15 protein-coding genes and 1 riboswitch are annotated in these 16388 nt (G+C 46.7%); of the genes, 10 read left to right on the top strand and 5 right to left on the bottom strand.

The features are described from left to right. The first annotated feature begins 796 nt into the window (after positions 1-796). Positions 797-1564, top strand: coding sequence for a class II aldolase/adducin family protein (locus ACED36_RS14275; protein ID WP_016961487.1), 768 nt, complete (start codon positions 797-799; stop codon positions 1562-1564). A gap of 53 nt (positions 1565-1617) precedes the next feature. After that, positions 1618-2793 (top strand): mandelate racemase/muconate lactonizing enzyme family protein, encoded by a 1176-nt coding sequence (locus tag ACED36_RS14270; RefSeq protein WP_371733446.1) that lies wholly within the window; start codon positions 1618-1620, stop codon positions 2791-2793. Between the two features lie 94 nt (positions 2794-2887). Here the strand turns inward: ACED36_RS14270 and ACED36_RS14265 are convergent, their stop codons facing one another. Continuing rightward, complete coding sequence (locus ACED36_RS14265; RefSeq protein ID WP_371733445.1) at positions 2888-3733, bottom strand: amidohydrolase; 846 nt, start codon at positions 3731-3733, stop codon at positions 2888-2890. Positions 3734-3735: 2 nt separating this feature from the next. Then, positions 3736-4464, bottom strand: a complete 729-nt coding sequence (locus ACED36_RS14260) for an SDR family NAD(P)-dependent oxidoreductase (protein ID WP_371733443.1) — start codon at positions 4462-4464, stop codon at positions 3736-3738. A gap of 214 nt (positions 4465-4678) precedes the next feature. Here ACED36_RS14260 and uvrB point away from each other — a divergent pair, with 214 nt between their 5' ends. From uvrB to ACED36_RS14245, 3 genes are all read left to right on the top strand, one after another. Further along, positions 4679-6694: an excinuclease ABC subunit UvrB gene (gene uvrB, locus ACED36_RS14255; protein WP_016961491.1), complete on the top strand. Its 2016-nt coding sequence runs from the start codon at positions 4679-4681 to the stop codon at positions 6692-6694. Between the two features lie 303 nt (positions 6695-6997). Next, positions 6998-8440, top strand: a complete 1443-nt coding sequence (gene luxO, locus ACED36_RS14250; RefSeq protein ID WP_016961492.1) for a quorum-sensing sigma-54 dependent transcriptional regulator LuxO — start codon at positions 6998-7000, stop codon at positions 8438-8440. 13 nt (positions 8441-8453) lie between these two features. Continuing rightward, positions 8454-8807 (top strand): Hpt domain-containing protein, encoded by a 354-nt coding sequence (locus ACED36_RS14245; RefSeq protein WP_016961493.1) that lies wholly within the window; start codon positions 8454-8456, stop codon positions 8805-8807. Here ACED36_RS14245 and yvcK read toward each other — a convergent pair. Both yvcK and ACED36_RS14235 read right to left on the bottom strand, forming a co-directional pair. Beyond that, positions 8775-9668 (bottom strand): uridine diphosphate-N-acetylglucosamine-binding protein YvcK, encoded by an 894-nt coding sequence (yvcK, locus tag ACED36_RS14240; RefSeq protein WP_026024049.1) that lies wholly within the window; start codon positions 9666-9668, stop codon positions 8775-8777. The two genes, ACED36_RS14245 and yvcK, sit on opposite strands and share 33 nt — an antisense overlap. 164 nt (positions 9669-9832) lie before the next feature. After that, on the bottom strand, positions 9833-10399 hold the full coding sequence (locus ACED36_RS14235; protein ID WP_016961495.1) for an LON peptidase substrate-binding domain-containing protein: 567 nt from the start codon (positions 10397-10399) through the stop codon (positions 9833-9835). Positions 10400-10899: 500 nt separating this feature from the next. Beyond that, a riboswitch (molybdenum cofactor riboswitch) is annotated at positions 10900-11035 on the top strand. On the opposite strand from ACED36_RS14235, the gene moaA reads away from it, so the two are divergent. From moaA to moaE, 5 genes are all read left to right on the top strand, one after another. Then, a complete protein-coding gene (gene moaA / locus ACED36_RS14230; RefSeq protein WP_016961496.1) occupies positions 11024-12010 on the top strand; it encodes a GTP 3',8-cyclase MoaA in 987 nt (328 codons plus the stop codon). (Overlaps the previous riboswitch by 12 nt.) A 37-nt stretch (positions 12011-12047) precedes the next feature. Further along, a complete protein-coding gene (gene moaB / locus ACED36_RS14225; protein ID WP_016961497.1) occupies positions 12048-12560 on the top strand; it encodes a molybdenum cofactor biosynthesis protein B in 513 nt (170 codons plus the stop codon). 3 nt (positions 12561-12563) lie between these two features. Next, positions 12564-13043 carry a cyclic pyranopterin monophosphate synthase MoaC gene (gene moaC / locus ACED36_RS14220; RefSeq protein ID WP_026024050.1) on the top strand — a complete coding sequence of 160 codons (480 nt, stop codon included), beginning with the start codon at positions 12564-12566 and terminating at the stop codon, positions 13041-13043. Next, the gene (gene moaD / locus ACED36_RS14215) at positions 13040-13285 is read left to right on the top strand and encodes a molybdopterin synthase sulfur carrier subunit (protein WP_016961499.1); all 246 of its coding nucleotides are present in this window, start codon (positions 13040-13042) and stop codon (positions 13283-13285) included. The genes moaC and moaD overlap by 4 nt, the downstream gene beginning before the upstream one ends. 2 nt (positions 13286-13287) lie before the next feature. Further along, entirely contained in the window at positions 13288-13728 is a 441-nt protein-coding gene (gene moaE, locus ACED36_RS14210) for a molybdopterin synthase catalytic subunit MoaE (RefSeq protein ID WP_016961500.1), read from the top strand. A gap of 104 nt (positions 13729-13832) precedes the next feature. On the opposite strand, the gene ACED36_RS14205 is transcribed toward moaE, so the two are convergent. Next, on the bottom strand, positions 13833-16355 hold the full coding sequence (locus ACED36_RS14205; protein WP_016961501.1) for a glycosyl hydrolase family 18 protein: 2523 nt from the start codon (positions 16353-16355) through the stop codon (positions 13833-13835). Between the last annotated feature and the right edge of the window lie 33 nt (positions 16356-16388).

The raw sequence follows: 16388 nt of genomic DNA, 5'->3' as shown, positions 1-16388 counted from the left end.
CTTGCGACATACGGATTAACAGTCCGCCGTTCTACCAACTGAACTAAGGGGGAATCTCTCAAAGCGGGGCGAATCTTAGCTATCGTCTCGTAGGCTGTCAACCTCTCAAACACTACAAAATGACGATTTTAAATCATCTGTTTAATGTGCGATCAAAGTTGGCTGCTTTTTTGTTCTGTTGGATGAATATGCGTCAGATTTAAGCTTGGATCAGTGTTGGCTTAAGAAATTCTCTGATTGTATTAGCGAACATCACTTTCGATTGAAGAATGCTGTTTCCAGCGGTGCAGAAAATCGCCGTGACTTAGATTGGTTGAAAAGTAACCGCGACGATGTCAATTGAGTGTTTATGGGTATCTATATTGAGCCAACTATCGCTTTGGACAGGTTCAAAAACTTTGTGATGTAGCTCTCATTGGCTCTTTTGATGTGGGATCGGTCTATTAAGGGAGTATTTAATGAAAAATACATTGACATTCCTAAGTGCTTTTAGTGATTGGTTCGACAAAGGTTACCCACAAAATCTGTGGATAAGTGTGTTAATCAAGACTTTTACCCCCATTTAAAGATCCTCTTTGGGATGGAAATGTGGAGTAATATGAATATTGTTGGCGAAAATCAAGTAAACAACAGTGTGTTGAGGTGTTTTTTGATGATATTTTCAATTGTCAGCGATAAATTGAGTTGTACACACTTTTACGTTTTAAAAACGTGCGCAGTTTTCAGTATCTTGTTTGCGATGACCCCGTAAATAAGACAAGCTGAGAAGAGCAAGAACTATCAAAAGGACGAGATTGTGGATGCTTTACCCAAATTGGACTTAAAAGGGAAAGTTAGCGACATCGAGTGGCAGCGCCGTGTCGATCTGGCTGCTTGTTATCGTTTGGTTGCTCATATGGGATGGGATGACCTCATTTATACCCACCTCTCTCTTCGTATCCCAGAGACTGATAACTACTTAGTCAATGCTTTCGGCGTCGCTTTTGATGAAGTGACTGCATCGAACCTCGTTAAGGTCGATTTAGACGGCAACATTCTCGATGACTCGCCATTTACTATTAACCCTGCGGGGTTCACGATTCACAGCGCGATTCATGAAGTGCGTCACGATGCCCATTGCGTTATTCACCTGCACACTAACGAAACCATCGCGGTGGCGACGCAAAAGGAAGGCTTGCAGTCACTGAGCCAGTATTCGATGTTTTCACTTCCTTCATTGTCCTATCACGGCTATGAAGGGCTTGCGGTCAATGATGCAGAACGTAAACGCCTTCAAAGTGACCTTGGAAATACCAATCACATGCTGCTGGTTAATCACGGTGGTTTAACGCTTGGGCCGACGGTGGGTGATGCCTTCATGCGTTTTTATGATATGCAACGTGCTTGTGAAGTACAGCTAATGTTGCAGGCGGCAGGTAAAGACACCATCGCGGTGCCTAAATCAATTCAAGACAATATCGTCGCTCAAGCGAACGTGGTGCATTCCGGCGCGACGGGTGGCCAAAAGGCTTGGCCTTCATTATTGCGTAAAGCATGGCGACTCGACCCGAGTTTTATGGATTAAACGCCTCTCCCCGAGTGGAAGGTAGAAAGCGATAACCCTATTGGAGTACAAGGATGAAAGTAACATCAGTTGAAGTGTTTGATATTCATTGCCCGGATCGTACAACGTGGAATCCGGTGTTTGTGCGAATTCACACGGATGAAGGGATCAGCGGTGTCGGTGAAGCGGGTCTTGCTTACGACTTAGGCCATAGCGCTGCCGCGCACATGGTGAAAGAAATGGCAGAAGCCTTTCTGATTGGCCATGATCCTTTCCAAACTGAAAAGCTATGGTCGCGTATGCTGCGTGAAAGCTTTTGGGGTTTAGGTGGCGGCCCTGTGGTGTATGCCGCGATGAGTGCGATTGATACGGCGCTTTGGGACATTAAAGGCAAGGCGCTTAATGTGCCTGTTTACCAATTGCTGGGTGGCAAGGTCAACGACACGTTGCGTACTTACGCTTCTCAGTTACAGTTTGACTGGGACAAAGATTTCAAGGCACTTTCTCAGCCTGAGGAATATGCGGAAGCGGCGTTAAAAGCCATCGCGGAAGGATATGATGCCGTGAAGGTTGATCCCATCATGTATGACAAAGATGGCAACACCTATTACGAGCGAACCAAAATTATCTCCCGCGGTGAAATGAAGTTGTATCGCGCGCGTATGAAAGCGATTCGTGAAGCGGTTGGTGATGAAGTTGATATCATTTTTGAATGCCATAGCCTACCGGGTGCGACAACGGCTATTCAACTTGGCGAGATTGCCGAAGAATTTGACTGCATGTATTACGAAGAGCCCGTCAACTATCTCAATCATTCTTTGCACGCTAAAGTGGCGGACAAAGTGAAGGTGCCCATTGCTGGTGGTGAGCGTTTGTATAACCGCTGGGGTGTGAGACCGTATCTGGAAGACCAAAGCATTGATGTTTTGCAGCCGGATATTGGCTTATGCGGCGGTTTTACTGAAACCAAAAAGGTGTGTGATTATGCGGATATCTTTGATGTGCGTATTCAAGCGCATGTTTGCGGTGGTCCTGTTGCGACTGCTGCCTCATTGCATTTAGAAACGGCGATTCCTAATTTCTTGATCCACGAGCATCATACTTACGCGATCAAAGCGTGGAACCGTGAATTGTGTCTTCAAGATCCACAGCCTGTTAATGGCTTCTTCCAAGTGTCAGAAGAGCCTGGTCTCGGCATTGAACTGAATGATGAAGTGGTGAAGCGTTCACCGCATATGATCATCAAGTAAAATTTGCTTCGCATGATAAAAGTAAAACAACCCGCTTAAATGCGGGTTGTTTGTTTTTGCACGAAAATCGCTGAAAGTCATTTGCCGGGGGATATCAAAAGCCATAGAAGCGACGAGCATTCTCATTGCAGAGCTTTGCTAGCAAGGCCTCCGAGTAAGGAAGCGATAGGTAAGCGTGCCATAGCTCGTCATAACGCGCTCTAAACAGCGTCAGTGGAAAATTACTCGCCAGCATGATTCTGTCTTCGCCAAATAGCGTGACTAACGAAGTTAGCCGATCTTGTATCGTGGAGAGGGGATAGTGTCGATCTGACATTTCCCAACCAGACGCCTTGACCGACAGTGAAGGCAATACGGCCAAGGCCTTCATGTTTTTGTCCCACTCCCAATGTTTTTGCGGTGGTGGAAAACCAGCATGGTTTAACGCCAAGCGCAGGGTAGGTAAGGCATTGGACATTCGAATGAATGCGTTAACGGCTCCTGTATCTTGCGCATCGAATTGCGCCTCGAAAATCAGCTTCGCGTCAGCAATCTGCTTCAAGTTAGTATGTACTGTGTTCATGGCGAGCAAAGTGACAGCACCGCTGTCCAAAATATGCCGAACACCGACCAAGCTTTGGTATTGCCCCAGTTTAGCTAACTGCTTTGCAAAGGCGCTGGGTGGCAGGGTTATATCGACACATCCAATGCTTTTAAATGGCAACGCGCAGGTGCTTTCTAACCATGCAATTTCTCTCCACGGCGCGTCATTATCAAACCCGGCTTCAACATGAACGAATCCGCAGAGTTGATGAGGCGCAGATAGCGTCAAATCAGCGTCAGAAAAATCACGCTGGATCGTCGCTTTATCACGCCAATGCGGAGCATTACCTGAACGGAGCCAATCATATTGTCCAAGCGAAAGATCAAACAGATGCAAGTGAGGATCAATAATCTGCATCGTTATTGCGCCGTGTAGCCGCCATCGACGGCATGCAAACTGCCTGTAATGAAACTGGCTTTGTCGCCGGCAAGAAACACCACAAGGTTTGCGATTTCTTCAGGTTGGGCGATACGACCAAGCGGCTGAAGGTTTCCTTCTTCTCTATGTACTTCGTCTTTATTAGCGCCAGAGCGGGCACAATAGCTGTCGATGGCCTTGTGATAAAGCGGCGTTTCCGTTGTGCCTGCGCAGACAGCATTAGCACGAATGTTATATTTGGCGTAATCCAGCGCGGTGGTTTTTGCCATAGAAGCGATAGCGTGTTTGCTGAGGTTATAAGCAAAGGAATTTGTCTTTGCGATAGTGCACTGATCAGAGCCCAGTAACACAATGCTGCCTTTGTTGGTCACTTTCATGATTGGCAAGCAGGCGCGAATGGCATGGTATGCGCCTTTTACATTGATAGAGAAGACGCGATCTAAGTCCGCTTCGCGGGTAGCTTCTATGTTTGAACTAAAATGAATGCCTGCATTGCATACCAGTGCATCAATGGTGGCTTCTTTTGCCAACACTGTCTCAACGGCTCGGTTCACGGCGTCAGGGTCGGTAACATCACATGCCACCCAGTTTCCTGATGCGCCTTGTTGAAGATCCAAGCTATAGGCGGTGTAACCTTCTTCGATGAATCCCTCAACCACGGCAAGACCAATACCGGCTGAACCCCCTGTCACTACTGCTACCTTATTCATTTTATTCCTCAATGCTTGAGTGGAAACCATTACGCATTGTTTCCATTGCTTATGACAGTGATGATCAGCGGCTTACTCAAGGATGTCAACTGACTCAATGTCTTGCTACGGGTAAAAGAAAATGAGGGATTTGGGTTTGTCAGCGCTTTGTCAGTTGACTTAGTTCAGCCAGAGCGGAAAATGAACGGTTCGAGTTATTAGCCACGGACGAATCATGGGTAAAGCCTTTAACTTACATTCGCCATTCAAACCTGCGGGCGATCAGCCTGCTGCCATCAGTCAGTTACTTGAAGGTTTGGACTCGGGGATTGCGCATCAAACTCTGCTTGGTGTGACGGGATCAGGAAAAACTTACACCATGGCCAATGTGATCGCCCAAACGGGGCGGCCTACCATGATATTGGCGCCCAACAAAACGCTGGCGGCTCAACTCTATGGGGAAATGAGAGAGTTCTTCCCTGAGAATGCCGTTGAGTATTTCGTTTCTTATTACGACTACTATCAGCCTGAGGCTTACGTTCCGTCGACGGATACTTTTATCGAAAAAGATGCGTCGATTAACGAACACGTTGAACAAATGCGCCTGTCTGCCACCAAAGCGTTGTTGGAAAGGCGAGATGTGGTGATCGTGGCATCGGTGTCAGCGATTTATGGTCTTGGTGACCCTAACTCTTACCTCAAAATGATGCTTCATCTACGTCGCGGCGACATGATTGATCAGCGCGCCATGCTGCGACGTCTTGCAGAAATCCAATATAGCCGAAACGACCAGGCGTTTACCCGCGGTACGTTCCGTGTTCGCGGAGAAGTGATTGATGTTTACCCTGCGGAATCTGATCGCGACGCAATTCGCGTTGAATTGTTTGATGGTGAAGTGGAATGCATCAGCGTGTTCGATCCATTGACAGGTGCAATTTCTGAACGCGATTTGCCGCGTTGTACGATTTATCCTAAGACGCATTACGTCACCCCTCGTGAGCGTATTATTGAAGCCATTGAACACATCAAAGTGGAATTGGTTGATCGCAAAAAAGTACTGCTTGAGAACAATAAGCTGATTGAAGAGCAGCGAATTTCGCAGCGCACTTTGTTTGATCTCGAAATGATGCAAGAACTCGGTTATTGCTCTGGCATCGAAAACTACTCGCGTTATCTCAGTGGTCGCAATGATGGCGAGCCGCCTCCGACTTTGTTTGATTACTTGCCGGCTGACGGCTTGCTAATTATCGATGAGTCTCACGTCACCGTGCCGCAGATCGGTGCTATGTATAAAGGTGACCGCTCGCGTAAAGAGAACCTTGTTGAATACGGTTTTCGATTGCCATCTGCCCTTGATAACCGTCCGATGAAATTTGACGAGTTTGAGTCTATCGCACCACAGACCGTGTATGTTTCAGCGACACCGAGCGCGTATGAAATTGATAAGTCAGCGGGAGAAATCGCTGAACAAGTAGTGCGGCCTACAGGCTTGCTGGATCCTGAAATCGAGGTTCGCCCTGTCGCGACACAAGTTGATGACCTTCTCTCAGAAATTCGGATAAGAGAAGCCATACAAGAACGTGTGTTAGTGACAACACTGACCAAACGCATGGCGGAAGATTTAACGGAATACCTTGAAGAACATGGGGTGCGTGTGCGTTATTTGCACTCGGATATTGATACCGTGGAGCGTATCGAGATTATTCGCGATCTTAGACTTGGCAAGTTCGATGTATTAGTCGGTATTAACTTGTTACGTGAAGGCTTAGATATACCAGAAGTGTCGCTGGTGGCCATATTGGATGCAGATAAAGAGGGCTTTTTGCGTTCTGAGCGGTCGCTTATTCAAACGATTGGTCGTGCAGCACGTAATTTAAATGGTAAAGCGATACTCTATGGCGATAAGATCACGGGTTCTATGCGTCGTGCTATCGATGAAACTGAACGACGTCGCGAAAAACAGCAAGCCTACAATGTAGAACATGACATTGTGCCGCAAAAGCTCAACAAGAAAGTTTCCGACATCATGGAGATGGGTGGAAAGCGCAAACCAAGGGTATCGTCTTCACTGAAAGCGGTTGCAGAGGAAGATGCGGCTTACATGAGCAAATCACCACAGCAAATTGAGGCGCGTATTCAGAAGCTAGAAGCGCAAATGTATGAGGCAGCTCAAAACCTAGAGTTTGAAACCGCAGCGGGCCTGCGTGACGAAATATCAACACTACGAACGCTGTTTATCCAAAATAGCTAAAAAAAAAGCCAACCGGAAAATGTCGGTTGGCTGTCTTGTTTCAGTGAACGAAGTGCTCACAAACAACGTCAGTTGGCTAGGTGACCCAGAAGGGTCATATTATTAAATGCATTTACCATGCCAATTTTTGTTGTTGCATGATAGCGTATGATTTCTTGATTCAGCGTTAGGTAATCGCAATTTCTTTTGCATTTTGCAATGCAAAACGCATACGTTTTAGCCTTATTATTGAAATTCAGCGTTATACTTGGTACAGGCTTTTTAATACAAAGATAGTTTTTGGGAATTAATGGCGAGGGTTCAATGCTAGATTCTGGCGCCAAAAAACAAATACTGATGGTGGAAGATACCGCATCAGTAGCTGCACTGTATAAATCCTATCTCAACCCGTTAGATGTTGATGTTGAGATAGCGAGTACGGGTCAACAAGCGCTTGATTGTTTTTCTTCAGGCCACACATTTTCACTGATATTACTTGATCTGCGTTTGCCGGATATCTCTGGTTTTGATGTGCTTTCAGAGATCAGAAAACATCAACCTGAGATCCCTGTTGTTATTATGACAGCGCATGGCTCAATTGATGCTGCGGTTGAAGCTTTGCGTTATGGCGCGAGTGATTTCCTTATCAAGCCATGTGAAGCTGACTTACTACGAGTGACTGTCAATAACGCTCTGAAACCAAAGAGTAAAATGAGCGGGCAGACACCGGAAGGCTCATATTATGGGTTCATCGGTCACAGTGTACCGATGCAAGCGGTATATCGTGTTATCGACTCTGCGGCACCGAGTAAAGCGACTGTTTTTATAACCGGTGAAAGTGGAACAGGCAAAGAGGTTTGTGCCGAGGCTGTCCATGCTGCTAGCTCACGTGCGAAAAAGCCATTCGTTGCGATTAACTGTGCAGCGATCCCCAAAGATTTGATCGAGAGTGAACTGTTTGGTCATATGAAAGGGGCCTTTACTGGTGCGGCTTCAGAGCGTGAAGGTGCGGCGGAAATGGCAGATGGCGGCACCTTATTTCTTGATGAAATTTGTGAGATGGATTTAGATCTTCAATCCAAATTGCTGCGTTTTATTCAGACTGGCACCTTCCAAAAAGTGGGTTCTTCCAAAGTTAAACAAGTTGATGTCCGGTTTATCTGTGCAACGAATCGCGATCCTTGGGTAGAGGTGAACAAAGGTAATTTCAGAGAGGATCTCTATTACCGCTTACATGTTATTCCACTCGGGCTACCGCCGTTGCGTGAGCGTGGTGACGACGTTGTAGACATTGCACAGTCACTATTGCTTATGTTTGCAATGGAAGAAGGTAAGGATTTTCGTTCGTTTAGCGAAGGCGTAATTCAGCGTCTGCTTAGCTATGAATGGCCTGGCAATGTCCGACAGCTACAGAATGTCATTCGCAACATTGTTGTGTTGCACAACGGACGTGAAGTGACTGAACAAATGCTTCCGCCACCGCTTTCTCTCGTTTCTGGTGTCAAACTTGCATCTAGTCCTGCAATAAGCAGTACTCATGCAAAAATCGATCAAGTGCGTGATAGTGGATTCTCCGCTGCAACAGTGATGTTGAAGCAAGGAGTAATAAGTAAAGCTGATATCGAACCCTTGTGGTTGGTTGAGAAAAGAGCAATTCAAATTGCGATTGATGCCTGCGATGGCAACATCCCTCAAGCCGCTGGTTTACTCGAAGTTAGCCCATCTACCATTTATCGTAAGCTGCAGAGTTGGCAAGAATCACAATAAAAGGAAAATGTTTATGGCGTCCACGGTGAACCATGAAACGCTGCGACGGCTGGCAGTTGAAGTGGGTGAAGAGACGGTATCTTCTCTTCTTGTGGTGTTTAGCGATGAACTGAGTCGTTATTCAGATGAGTTGTCCGAAACGCCTAGTGTGTTGCAGGTGCGCGAAATTAGTCATGCAATCAAAAGCAGTGCAGCGAGCTTTGGCGCAGATGAACTCGCAGAACTTGCACGTGAATGCGAATCACGTGTCAAGTTAGGTCAAGAGTCATGGGTTCATGCGCAGCTTCCGCGCTTAACCTCGATGCTCGATGGCACCGCTTCACAATATAAAGCGTTAGCCGGCCAACAAAATCTTTTTGATAGCTAGGGACAGCTTGTCTCTATCATGTCTCCACTGGTGGTTGGCGGACGCCATGTCCTCCACCACCTGTTGATAGTTTTCTTCGACGTCGTCATCAATATCTGGGCCAAGTACCAGGTCTATGGCTCGCCCACCCATTGAACGTTCACACCATGTCAACATTGTCTGTAGAGACATTGACCCAGCCGGGCCCGCTTCTTTTCCAAGATTACGTACAAACACCACTTTTGCTTCTGTTTGCTTAAGCGCTCTACTGATTTCAGGGAGTAAAAGCGGCGGCATCACACTGGTTAAAAAGCTGCCAGGACCAAGTATGACAAGATCGGCGTCATGGATGGCTAGAACCGCTTCTTTGGTTGCCGGCACGACAGGCTCTAGCATCAATCTGGCGGGTGGCTCAGAAAGGTCGTCGACATCCGTTTCACCAGAGATCATTTGCCCTGATCTCGTTTGCGCGGCGAGATCGGCGGGATGCTCAGACATGGGGACAATGTTGGTGGATACTTTCAACATGTCACGAATGAGATTTATCGCTTCAAGTGGTCGTATGGACAAATTATCCAATGCCGTCAGCATCAGGTTTCCCAGATTATGACCGTCTAACTCACCGTTTCCTTTGAATCGATATTCGAAAATCATCGAGCCAATAGAAGGCTCAGTGATCAGCTGATTAATACAGTTTCGTGTGTCTCCCCAAGCAATACCACCCTGACAGGCTCGTATTCTGCCCGTCGAGCCACCGTTGTCCGTGGTTGTCACGATACCTGTGACATCTTCACCGTACTCTCCGAGCGCAGATAACATGCGCCCTAGACCATGCCCACCACCGATAGCTACGATTATTGGTTTTCTATTTTTATTCGTCATCGTTTGTAATTTATTTTTATTGTCTACAGCAATAATAAGGCATGGATCGTAAAAGGGTCACATTCTTCTGTGTTTCATTGATTATTTTGATTTTTTGATCACGTAACGTGAAAAAAAGACCAGATGCGTCTGGTCTTTTTCTTTTGAGAAATGGATGTTGAGTCTTAGTGAGGATCTTTCATTAGGCTGAGCAAGTATTCAGCGGTGTCGCTACATGAATTAGCAGCCATTAACACCTGTTTTTCACTGGCAGGTATAGGCAAAAGTTCTAGCCAACGTTGGCACAACCAGCTTAGGTTTTCGAAATTAGGTGCTTTGTGCAAAGAACTCAATTCTGGGTAGCGTTCAAACATAATTTGCAAACGCTCGGCCAATGGCGCTGCATCGTTGCTGACTGCTCGCTCTGGCCACTTTGGCAATGTTTGACATTGAGCTTCTAAAATTCCGACATCGTTTTCCTTGATACTGTCGATCACAAAGCTTTCATGACCACAGACAGTAATGGTTAGTGCGCCGTCTTCGTTAGCCATATTAAAATCTTCAATCGTGACTCTTGTGCCGATACCTGCCCCGATAGGGCTGGTTTCATCCATGCACACGCCAATATCCAATCCGTTTTGCATGGCATATTTTACAGTATTCAATTGCTCCCCTGGCACCACACGAAGTGGAAGGCGGCCAGAAGGTAAGATATGACGGTTGTTAAACAGGATTGGTAGTGTAATTGCCATCGTGAGCTCCCGGTCATATTCTGCGCGCTTTTTTGTTTGGGCGTTATGCCTCTGCGCTGCTCATTATTTTTAATATCGGAACTGCTTAGATACCCGTGTCTTTCAATCCATACTGCAATTTCAATGCCCACACGACAAACACTGTTTTTAGGCAACGCGTATGAAAGAAATTGCAAATTGCATTTCAAAATTGCGAATTTTGGAAATCAAAATGCTAACGACTTTCTGATGCCATACTCTATAGAGTGTATGCTCACTTTCACGACAATGAGCGATAAAGTGGCTATCTCTCTTGAAGAGCCATGAAAATTGTCATTGTATAGATTGAGAACAGATTGTGCTTTATGGTTGTGTGTTGGGTCTGTTTGTGTTTTGAGACGGTAAGCATTTAGTTACCAAGCTATCGCCTCAAAGCAAAAGTGGATGTCATTCCTTGTTACTGAATGACATAGTTTGCTAAATTAACGAGTAATGCTTGAGGTCGCGTGAAAAAGCGCCTCACACGTAAATAACTCCGAAGCCTAGTTCGCTAAGTTCTCCTGAATAAGGGGATTAGGCCGTGACATTATGTCACCAGGGCGGCCATAGAAATGTGTCCGTCTCCCGTATTTGGAAAGGTGTTTTGTGGCTGTTCAATTTCAAGATTCTTTCGATCGCAAATTTTACTATTTGCGATTGTCTATTACTGATGTCTGTAACTTTCGGTGCACCTACTGTTTGCCGGATGGTTATCGACCCTCCCAGAAGAATTCAAGCTTTCTTTCCCTTGATGAGTTGCGTCGAGTGGTTGCGGCGTTTGCTGATTGTGGAACGTCTAAAGTCCGTATAACCGGGGGCGAGCCGTCTCTGCGCAAGGACTTTACTGACATTATTTCTATGATTGCTGAGCAAGACGGCATCAAAAAGGTGGCGATGACGACGAACGGCTACCGTTTGGCGAAAAATGCTCAGGAATGGCGTGATGCAGGGCTGACTAACATCAATGTCAGTATTGATAGCTTAGATCCTCGCATGTTTCATCAAATCACCGGTGAGAATAAATTTCATCAAGTGATGAAAGGGCTCGATGCTGCCTTTGACGCGGGCTTTGAACAAGTAAAAGTCAACGCGGTTTTGCTCAAAGACTTAAATAGCGGAGAATTGCCAGCCTTCTTACGCTGGATAAAAGACAAGCCAATTCAGCTGCGATTTATCGAATTGATGCAAACTGGAGATATGAACTCTCTGTTCGAACGCCATCATCAATCTGGCATTTCCATTCGCAACCATCTGATAGCGAATGGCTGGATAATGAAAGTGCGTGAACAAAGCGATGGTCCCGCTGAAGTCTATTGCCACCCAGATTATGTGGGTGAGATAGGCCTTATCATGCCTTACAAAAAAGATTTCTGTCATTCATGCAATCGTCTGCGTGTATCTGCGGTAGGCAAACTTCATATGTGCCTTTTTGGAGATTACGGCGTGGAATTGCGTGATTTGTTGCAAGACAACACACAGGAACCTGAATTGATTGCGCGTATCCAAGGCCAACTCGCCAATAAGAAACAAAGCCATTTTCTTGACCAGGGACACACGGGTATGACCCCACACCTGGCATCCATCGGCGGCTAACGCTGTCTTAGAATTATTTCGTTGAGGTTCAAATTTTATGGGTCACGCTGTTACTGAATTTACACCGGCTAAGATTGCGGTTCTGACTGTTTCAGATACTCGTACCGAGGAAAACGACACATCGGGCCAATTCCTGGTGGATGCATTGAAAGATGCAGGACACACATTGGCTGACAAGCAAATCGTGATTGATGATGTCTACAAGATCCGTGCAGTCGTTTCACAATGGATTGCTGATGAGAACGTTCAAGCTGTGATGATCACTGGCGGTACAGGCTTTACATCTCGCGACAGCACGCCAGAAGCATTGAAACCGCTCTTTGATAAAGAAGTCGAAGGGTTTGGTGAGTTGTTCCGTGCTATTTCTTATGAAGAAATCGGCACATCGACGATTCAGTCTCGCGCCATTGCGGGTTTTGCTAATCACACGGTGATCTTTGCGATGCCGGGTTCAACCGGCGCATGCCGCACAGGTTGGACGGGTATCATTAAGCAACAGCTTGATGCGAGTCATCGCCCATGTAACTTCATGCCGCATTTGGGTCAATAATCCATGACTGGGTTTACTCATATAAATGCGTCGGGCGAAGCAAACATGGTGGATGTGTCTGGTAAAACTGAGACCGTACGTGAAGCACGAGCTGAAGCTTATGTCGATATGGCACCAGAGACCCTCGAATTGATTGTTTCCGGAAAGCACCACAAAGGTGATGTATTTGCGACGGCACGCATTGCAGGCATTCAAGCCGCGAAACGCACATGGGATCTGATCCCGTTGTGTCACCCTCTGATGCTTTCTAAAGTGGAGGTATCACTTCAAGCGTTACCGGAAACATCACAGGTACGTATTGAATCGCTTTGTAAACTTACCGGAAAGACAGGCGTAGAAATGGAGGCGTTAACTGCGGCGTCTGTGGCTGCGCTAACCATTTACGATATGTGTAAAGCGGTGCAAAAGGACATGGTGATTGGGCAAGTACGTTTGCTTGAGAAAACCGGCGGAAAATCAGGACATTTTAAGGTGGAACAATGATCCAAGTGCTTTTCTTTGCTCAGGTTAAAGAGCTGGTGGGAACCGGATCTTTGGCTCTTGATGCGAAATTCAATTCTGCTGAAGATATTCGCCAACACCTTGCGGCGAAAGGAGACAAGTGGTCATTAGCGTTAGAATCTGGAAAGTTGCTGGTGGCAATTAATCAAACCATTTCTGAACTGTCATCGCCGGTAAAAGATGGTGATGAGGTGGCTTTTTTCCCACCGGTGACAGGGGGCTAAGCGTGATATCTGTTCAGCACGAAGATTTTTCCCTCGCCGAGGAATACCAGCGTCTAAATGATAGCGACAGTGATGGCGCTATCGTGACTTTTATTGGCAAAGTACGTGACATGAACCTCGGTGACAATGTGACTGGATTGACGCTTGAGCATTATCCGGGAATGACAGAAAAGTCGCTGAACGAGATTGTGCTTCAAGCGAAGCAACGTTGGCCCTTGACTCATATTCGTGTTATCCACCGTGTTGGTGCGTTGAACATTGGTGATCAGATAGTGTTTGTTGGCGTAACCAGTGCTCACCGCAATGCGGCATTTGAAGCCTGTGAGTTCATTATGGATTACCTAAAAACTCGCGCGCCTTTTTGGAAGAAAGAGCGTCTAAATGATGACGAGCGGTGGGTGGAAGCGCGTGAAAGTGATGATACGGCAGCTAATCGTTGGTAAAGCCTCAACGGTGGTAAACCAGAGCAACACGATAAAAAACAAAAGGGATGCGTAAGCATCCCTTTTACGTTTGAACCGTTAGCTCATTAGGTTAAATAGAAGGACTATTTGCAGACTGCTGCGCCAAGTTCTTTCCATACACCCCATTGTCCTGTGGTTCCAGGTTCTTCGTTGGTTGTCCACCACTTGGCTGAGTACTCTTTGCCATTTTGAGTGACAACATCACCCGAGTTGTAAACTACGCCTTCCTTCCACCCATTTGGACAATTCACAACCGGTGCGTCTTTTGCTACGACAACCGACGCGCTTGCACTGTCAGTCAGTTTCCCATCAGACACTGTCACTGAGAACGTCAGCGTTGTATCGACAGTGTAACTGTCTGCTGTGAATGTCAGGCTAGCACCGTTTGGCGTAGCTTGAACACCCGCTGGAATGTTCCACGTGTATGTGAGCGTATCGCTGTCCGGATCGCTTGAACCACTTGCGTTAACCAATACAATATCACCCGCATTGGCTGTTGCTTGCACTGTCAATGCGGCAACAGGGGCTTGGTTCGTTGGAACAGTTCCACCTTGTGCTTTTGCCGTGATAGAAACAGCATCAACCGCAGTAGCGCCTTTGTCATCTGTCACAGTTAGCATGAATACAAACTGGGTATCGACTGTAACGGCAGGAATGTCAGCAGAAGCAGAAGAAGTATCTGCATTCGCAAGGGTTACTGCTGGACCGCTGGTTTGTTTCCAGCTATACGCAACGACTTGGCCATCTACGTCAGAAGATGCCGAGCCATCTAATGCGACTAAGCCAGCAATGTTAACCGTAACATCTACACCAGCGTTAGCGACGGGATCTTTGTTACGTGGTGGTTGTGTGACATCACTTGCGAGGGATTCTTGCATTGCGTTCAAGATATCACCGTTGTCTGCATCGATTTCCCAAGCAAATAGCCCTGCAAAGTTGTTTTGACGAACATATGCCCCTTTCGCCATCACTGAGCGTTTGTTGTCATAAGTGATTAAATCACCGTTTGATGGATCCCAAGCCCAAGGTGCTTCAGCTTGTTCATCATAGCCAAGAACCACACCAGTCTTGTTTTCGAACTGAGTGACAACGTCTTTGTAATCAAGGATCCCTGCTTCCCAAGAACCCGCGACTTTTCCGTTACCCACACCCGTCATCGGATTAGTAGGATCACTCATGCTCGCCTCTGTTACGCCCGTCCAACCACGTGCATACATGGCTGCGCCAACAACGAGTTTCTCTGCTGGAACGCCTTTATCCAATAAAAGATTAATACCATTTACAGTTGAATAAGCTGGGCCTTTACGTGGTTTTCCTTCGTCATCAAGGCCTTTACCTGCGCATTCATCCGCCGAAAGATGGCTACCGCAATTGAGTGCTGTCTGATGCCCAACAACATTGTTCCAACCACCATAGTAGTCGTACGTCATTGCGAAGATGTAGTCCATGTGTGGCACAGCATCTGCGTAGTTTACGTCTTCGATTTTGTCGTAACCAACACCAACCGCTGACGTGAGTTCATAGGTACGACTTGTTTCTGCCGACAGTTCGTCCAGCATGGTACGTAACTCTTGCATGAGCAAAGCATAAGTATTGCCGTCATTTACAGAGTCGCCGAGATCGGGATTCGCACCTTGACCTCCTGGGTATTCCCAATCAATGTCGACACCATCGTAGAATTTCCACGTTTGTAGGAAACTCTTCACTGAGGTGACGAATACATCACGGTTAGCTTTTACACCGAAATCATAAAAAGGGTCAGAAAGTGTCCAGCCACCGATAGAAGGAAGTATTTTCAGGTCAGGATAGCGTTGTTTAAGCGCCATGATTTGACCATAGGTGCCTTTATAAGAAGAAGAGTGGCTCTGACCAGACTGTGGATGTGGCATTTGAACTGCGGCCCAAGGGTCGTGGATAACAACTTCGTAGTCCGGGGTTCCAACACAAGCACGGTTCAAAGCAGCAAGAGGTCCGTCATCAAGAGATGGGTTGTTGCCACAAATAGGCACAAAACCATAGATAATGTGAGTCAAGTTTTGTGCTGGGATTTTGTCAACGGCAAACTTACGGCCATAAACACCCCATTCTACAAAGTATGCACCGACGACAGTATCTGTTGGTGTCGTGTAATTACCGTTGTTAGGGTCAACGTTCATAGGAAGTGGGTCTAAATGACTTCCATCTGTATCAGCCACAACGATGTCTTTTGGTGCGCTAGGCGTGCACGTCTGTGTCGCGCCTTCACCACTACACAGTTCAACAACCATGCTGTACTTACCGCCTTTAGCGACCTCCAGGATGGCCGATTCTTTTTGGCTAGCAGACGGTGTCACGTTAGCTTGATACACAACGTCGCCGTTGAGAAGAACACGCCAAGAATCGGCGGGTTCACCAGACCAGCGATCCCAAGTCACTGGGACTTCTGCATACGGTTTCACTGTGACCAAGTCTTTGTATGCGGTAGCAGCGTCATTCACTTCAATAATGGAGAAATTCGTTTCCATCCATGAAATGACGGGCGCACCGGGCGCAGCGAAGGCCGGTGTAGATAGCGCCCCCGCGACAGAGGCGGCAAGCAGCCCCTTCAGAAAAGCCGATTTGTTCATCTTAATATACCTCGAAAATTTATTGCGAGAATT

Origin of the sequence: Enterovibrio sp. FF113, assembly GCF_041439165.1 — a bacterium.
Taxonomy (GTDB): domain Bacteria; phylum Pseudomonadota; class Gammaproteobacteria; order Enterobacterales; family Vibrionaceae; genus Enterovibrio; species Enterovibrio norvegicus_A.
Note: the sequence above shows the minus strand (reverse complement) of the source record. Positions and strands in the feature narration are given on the sequence as shown.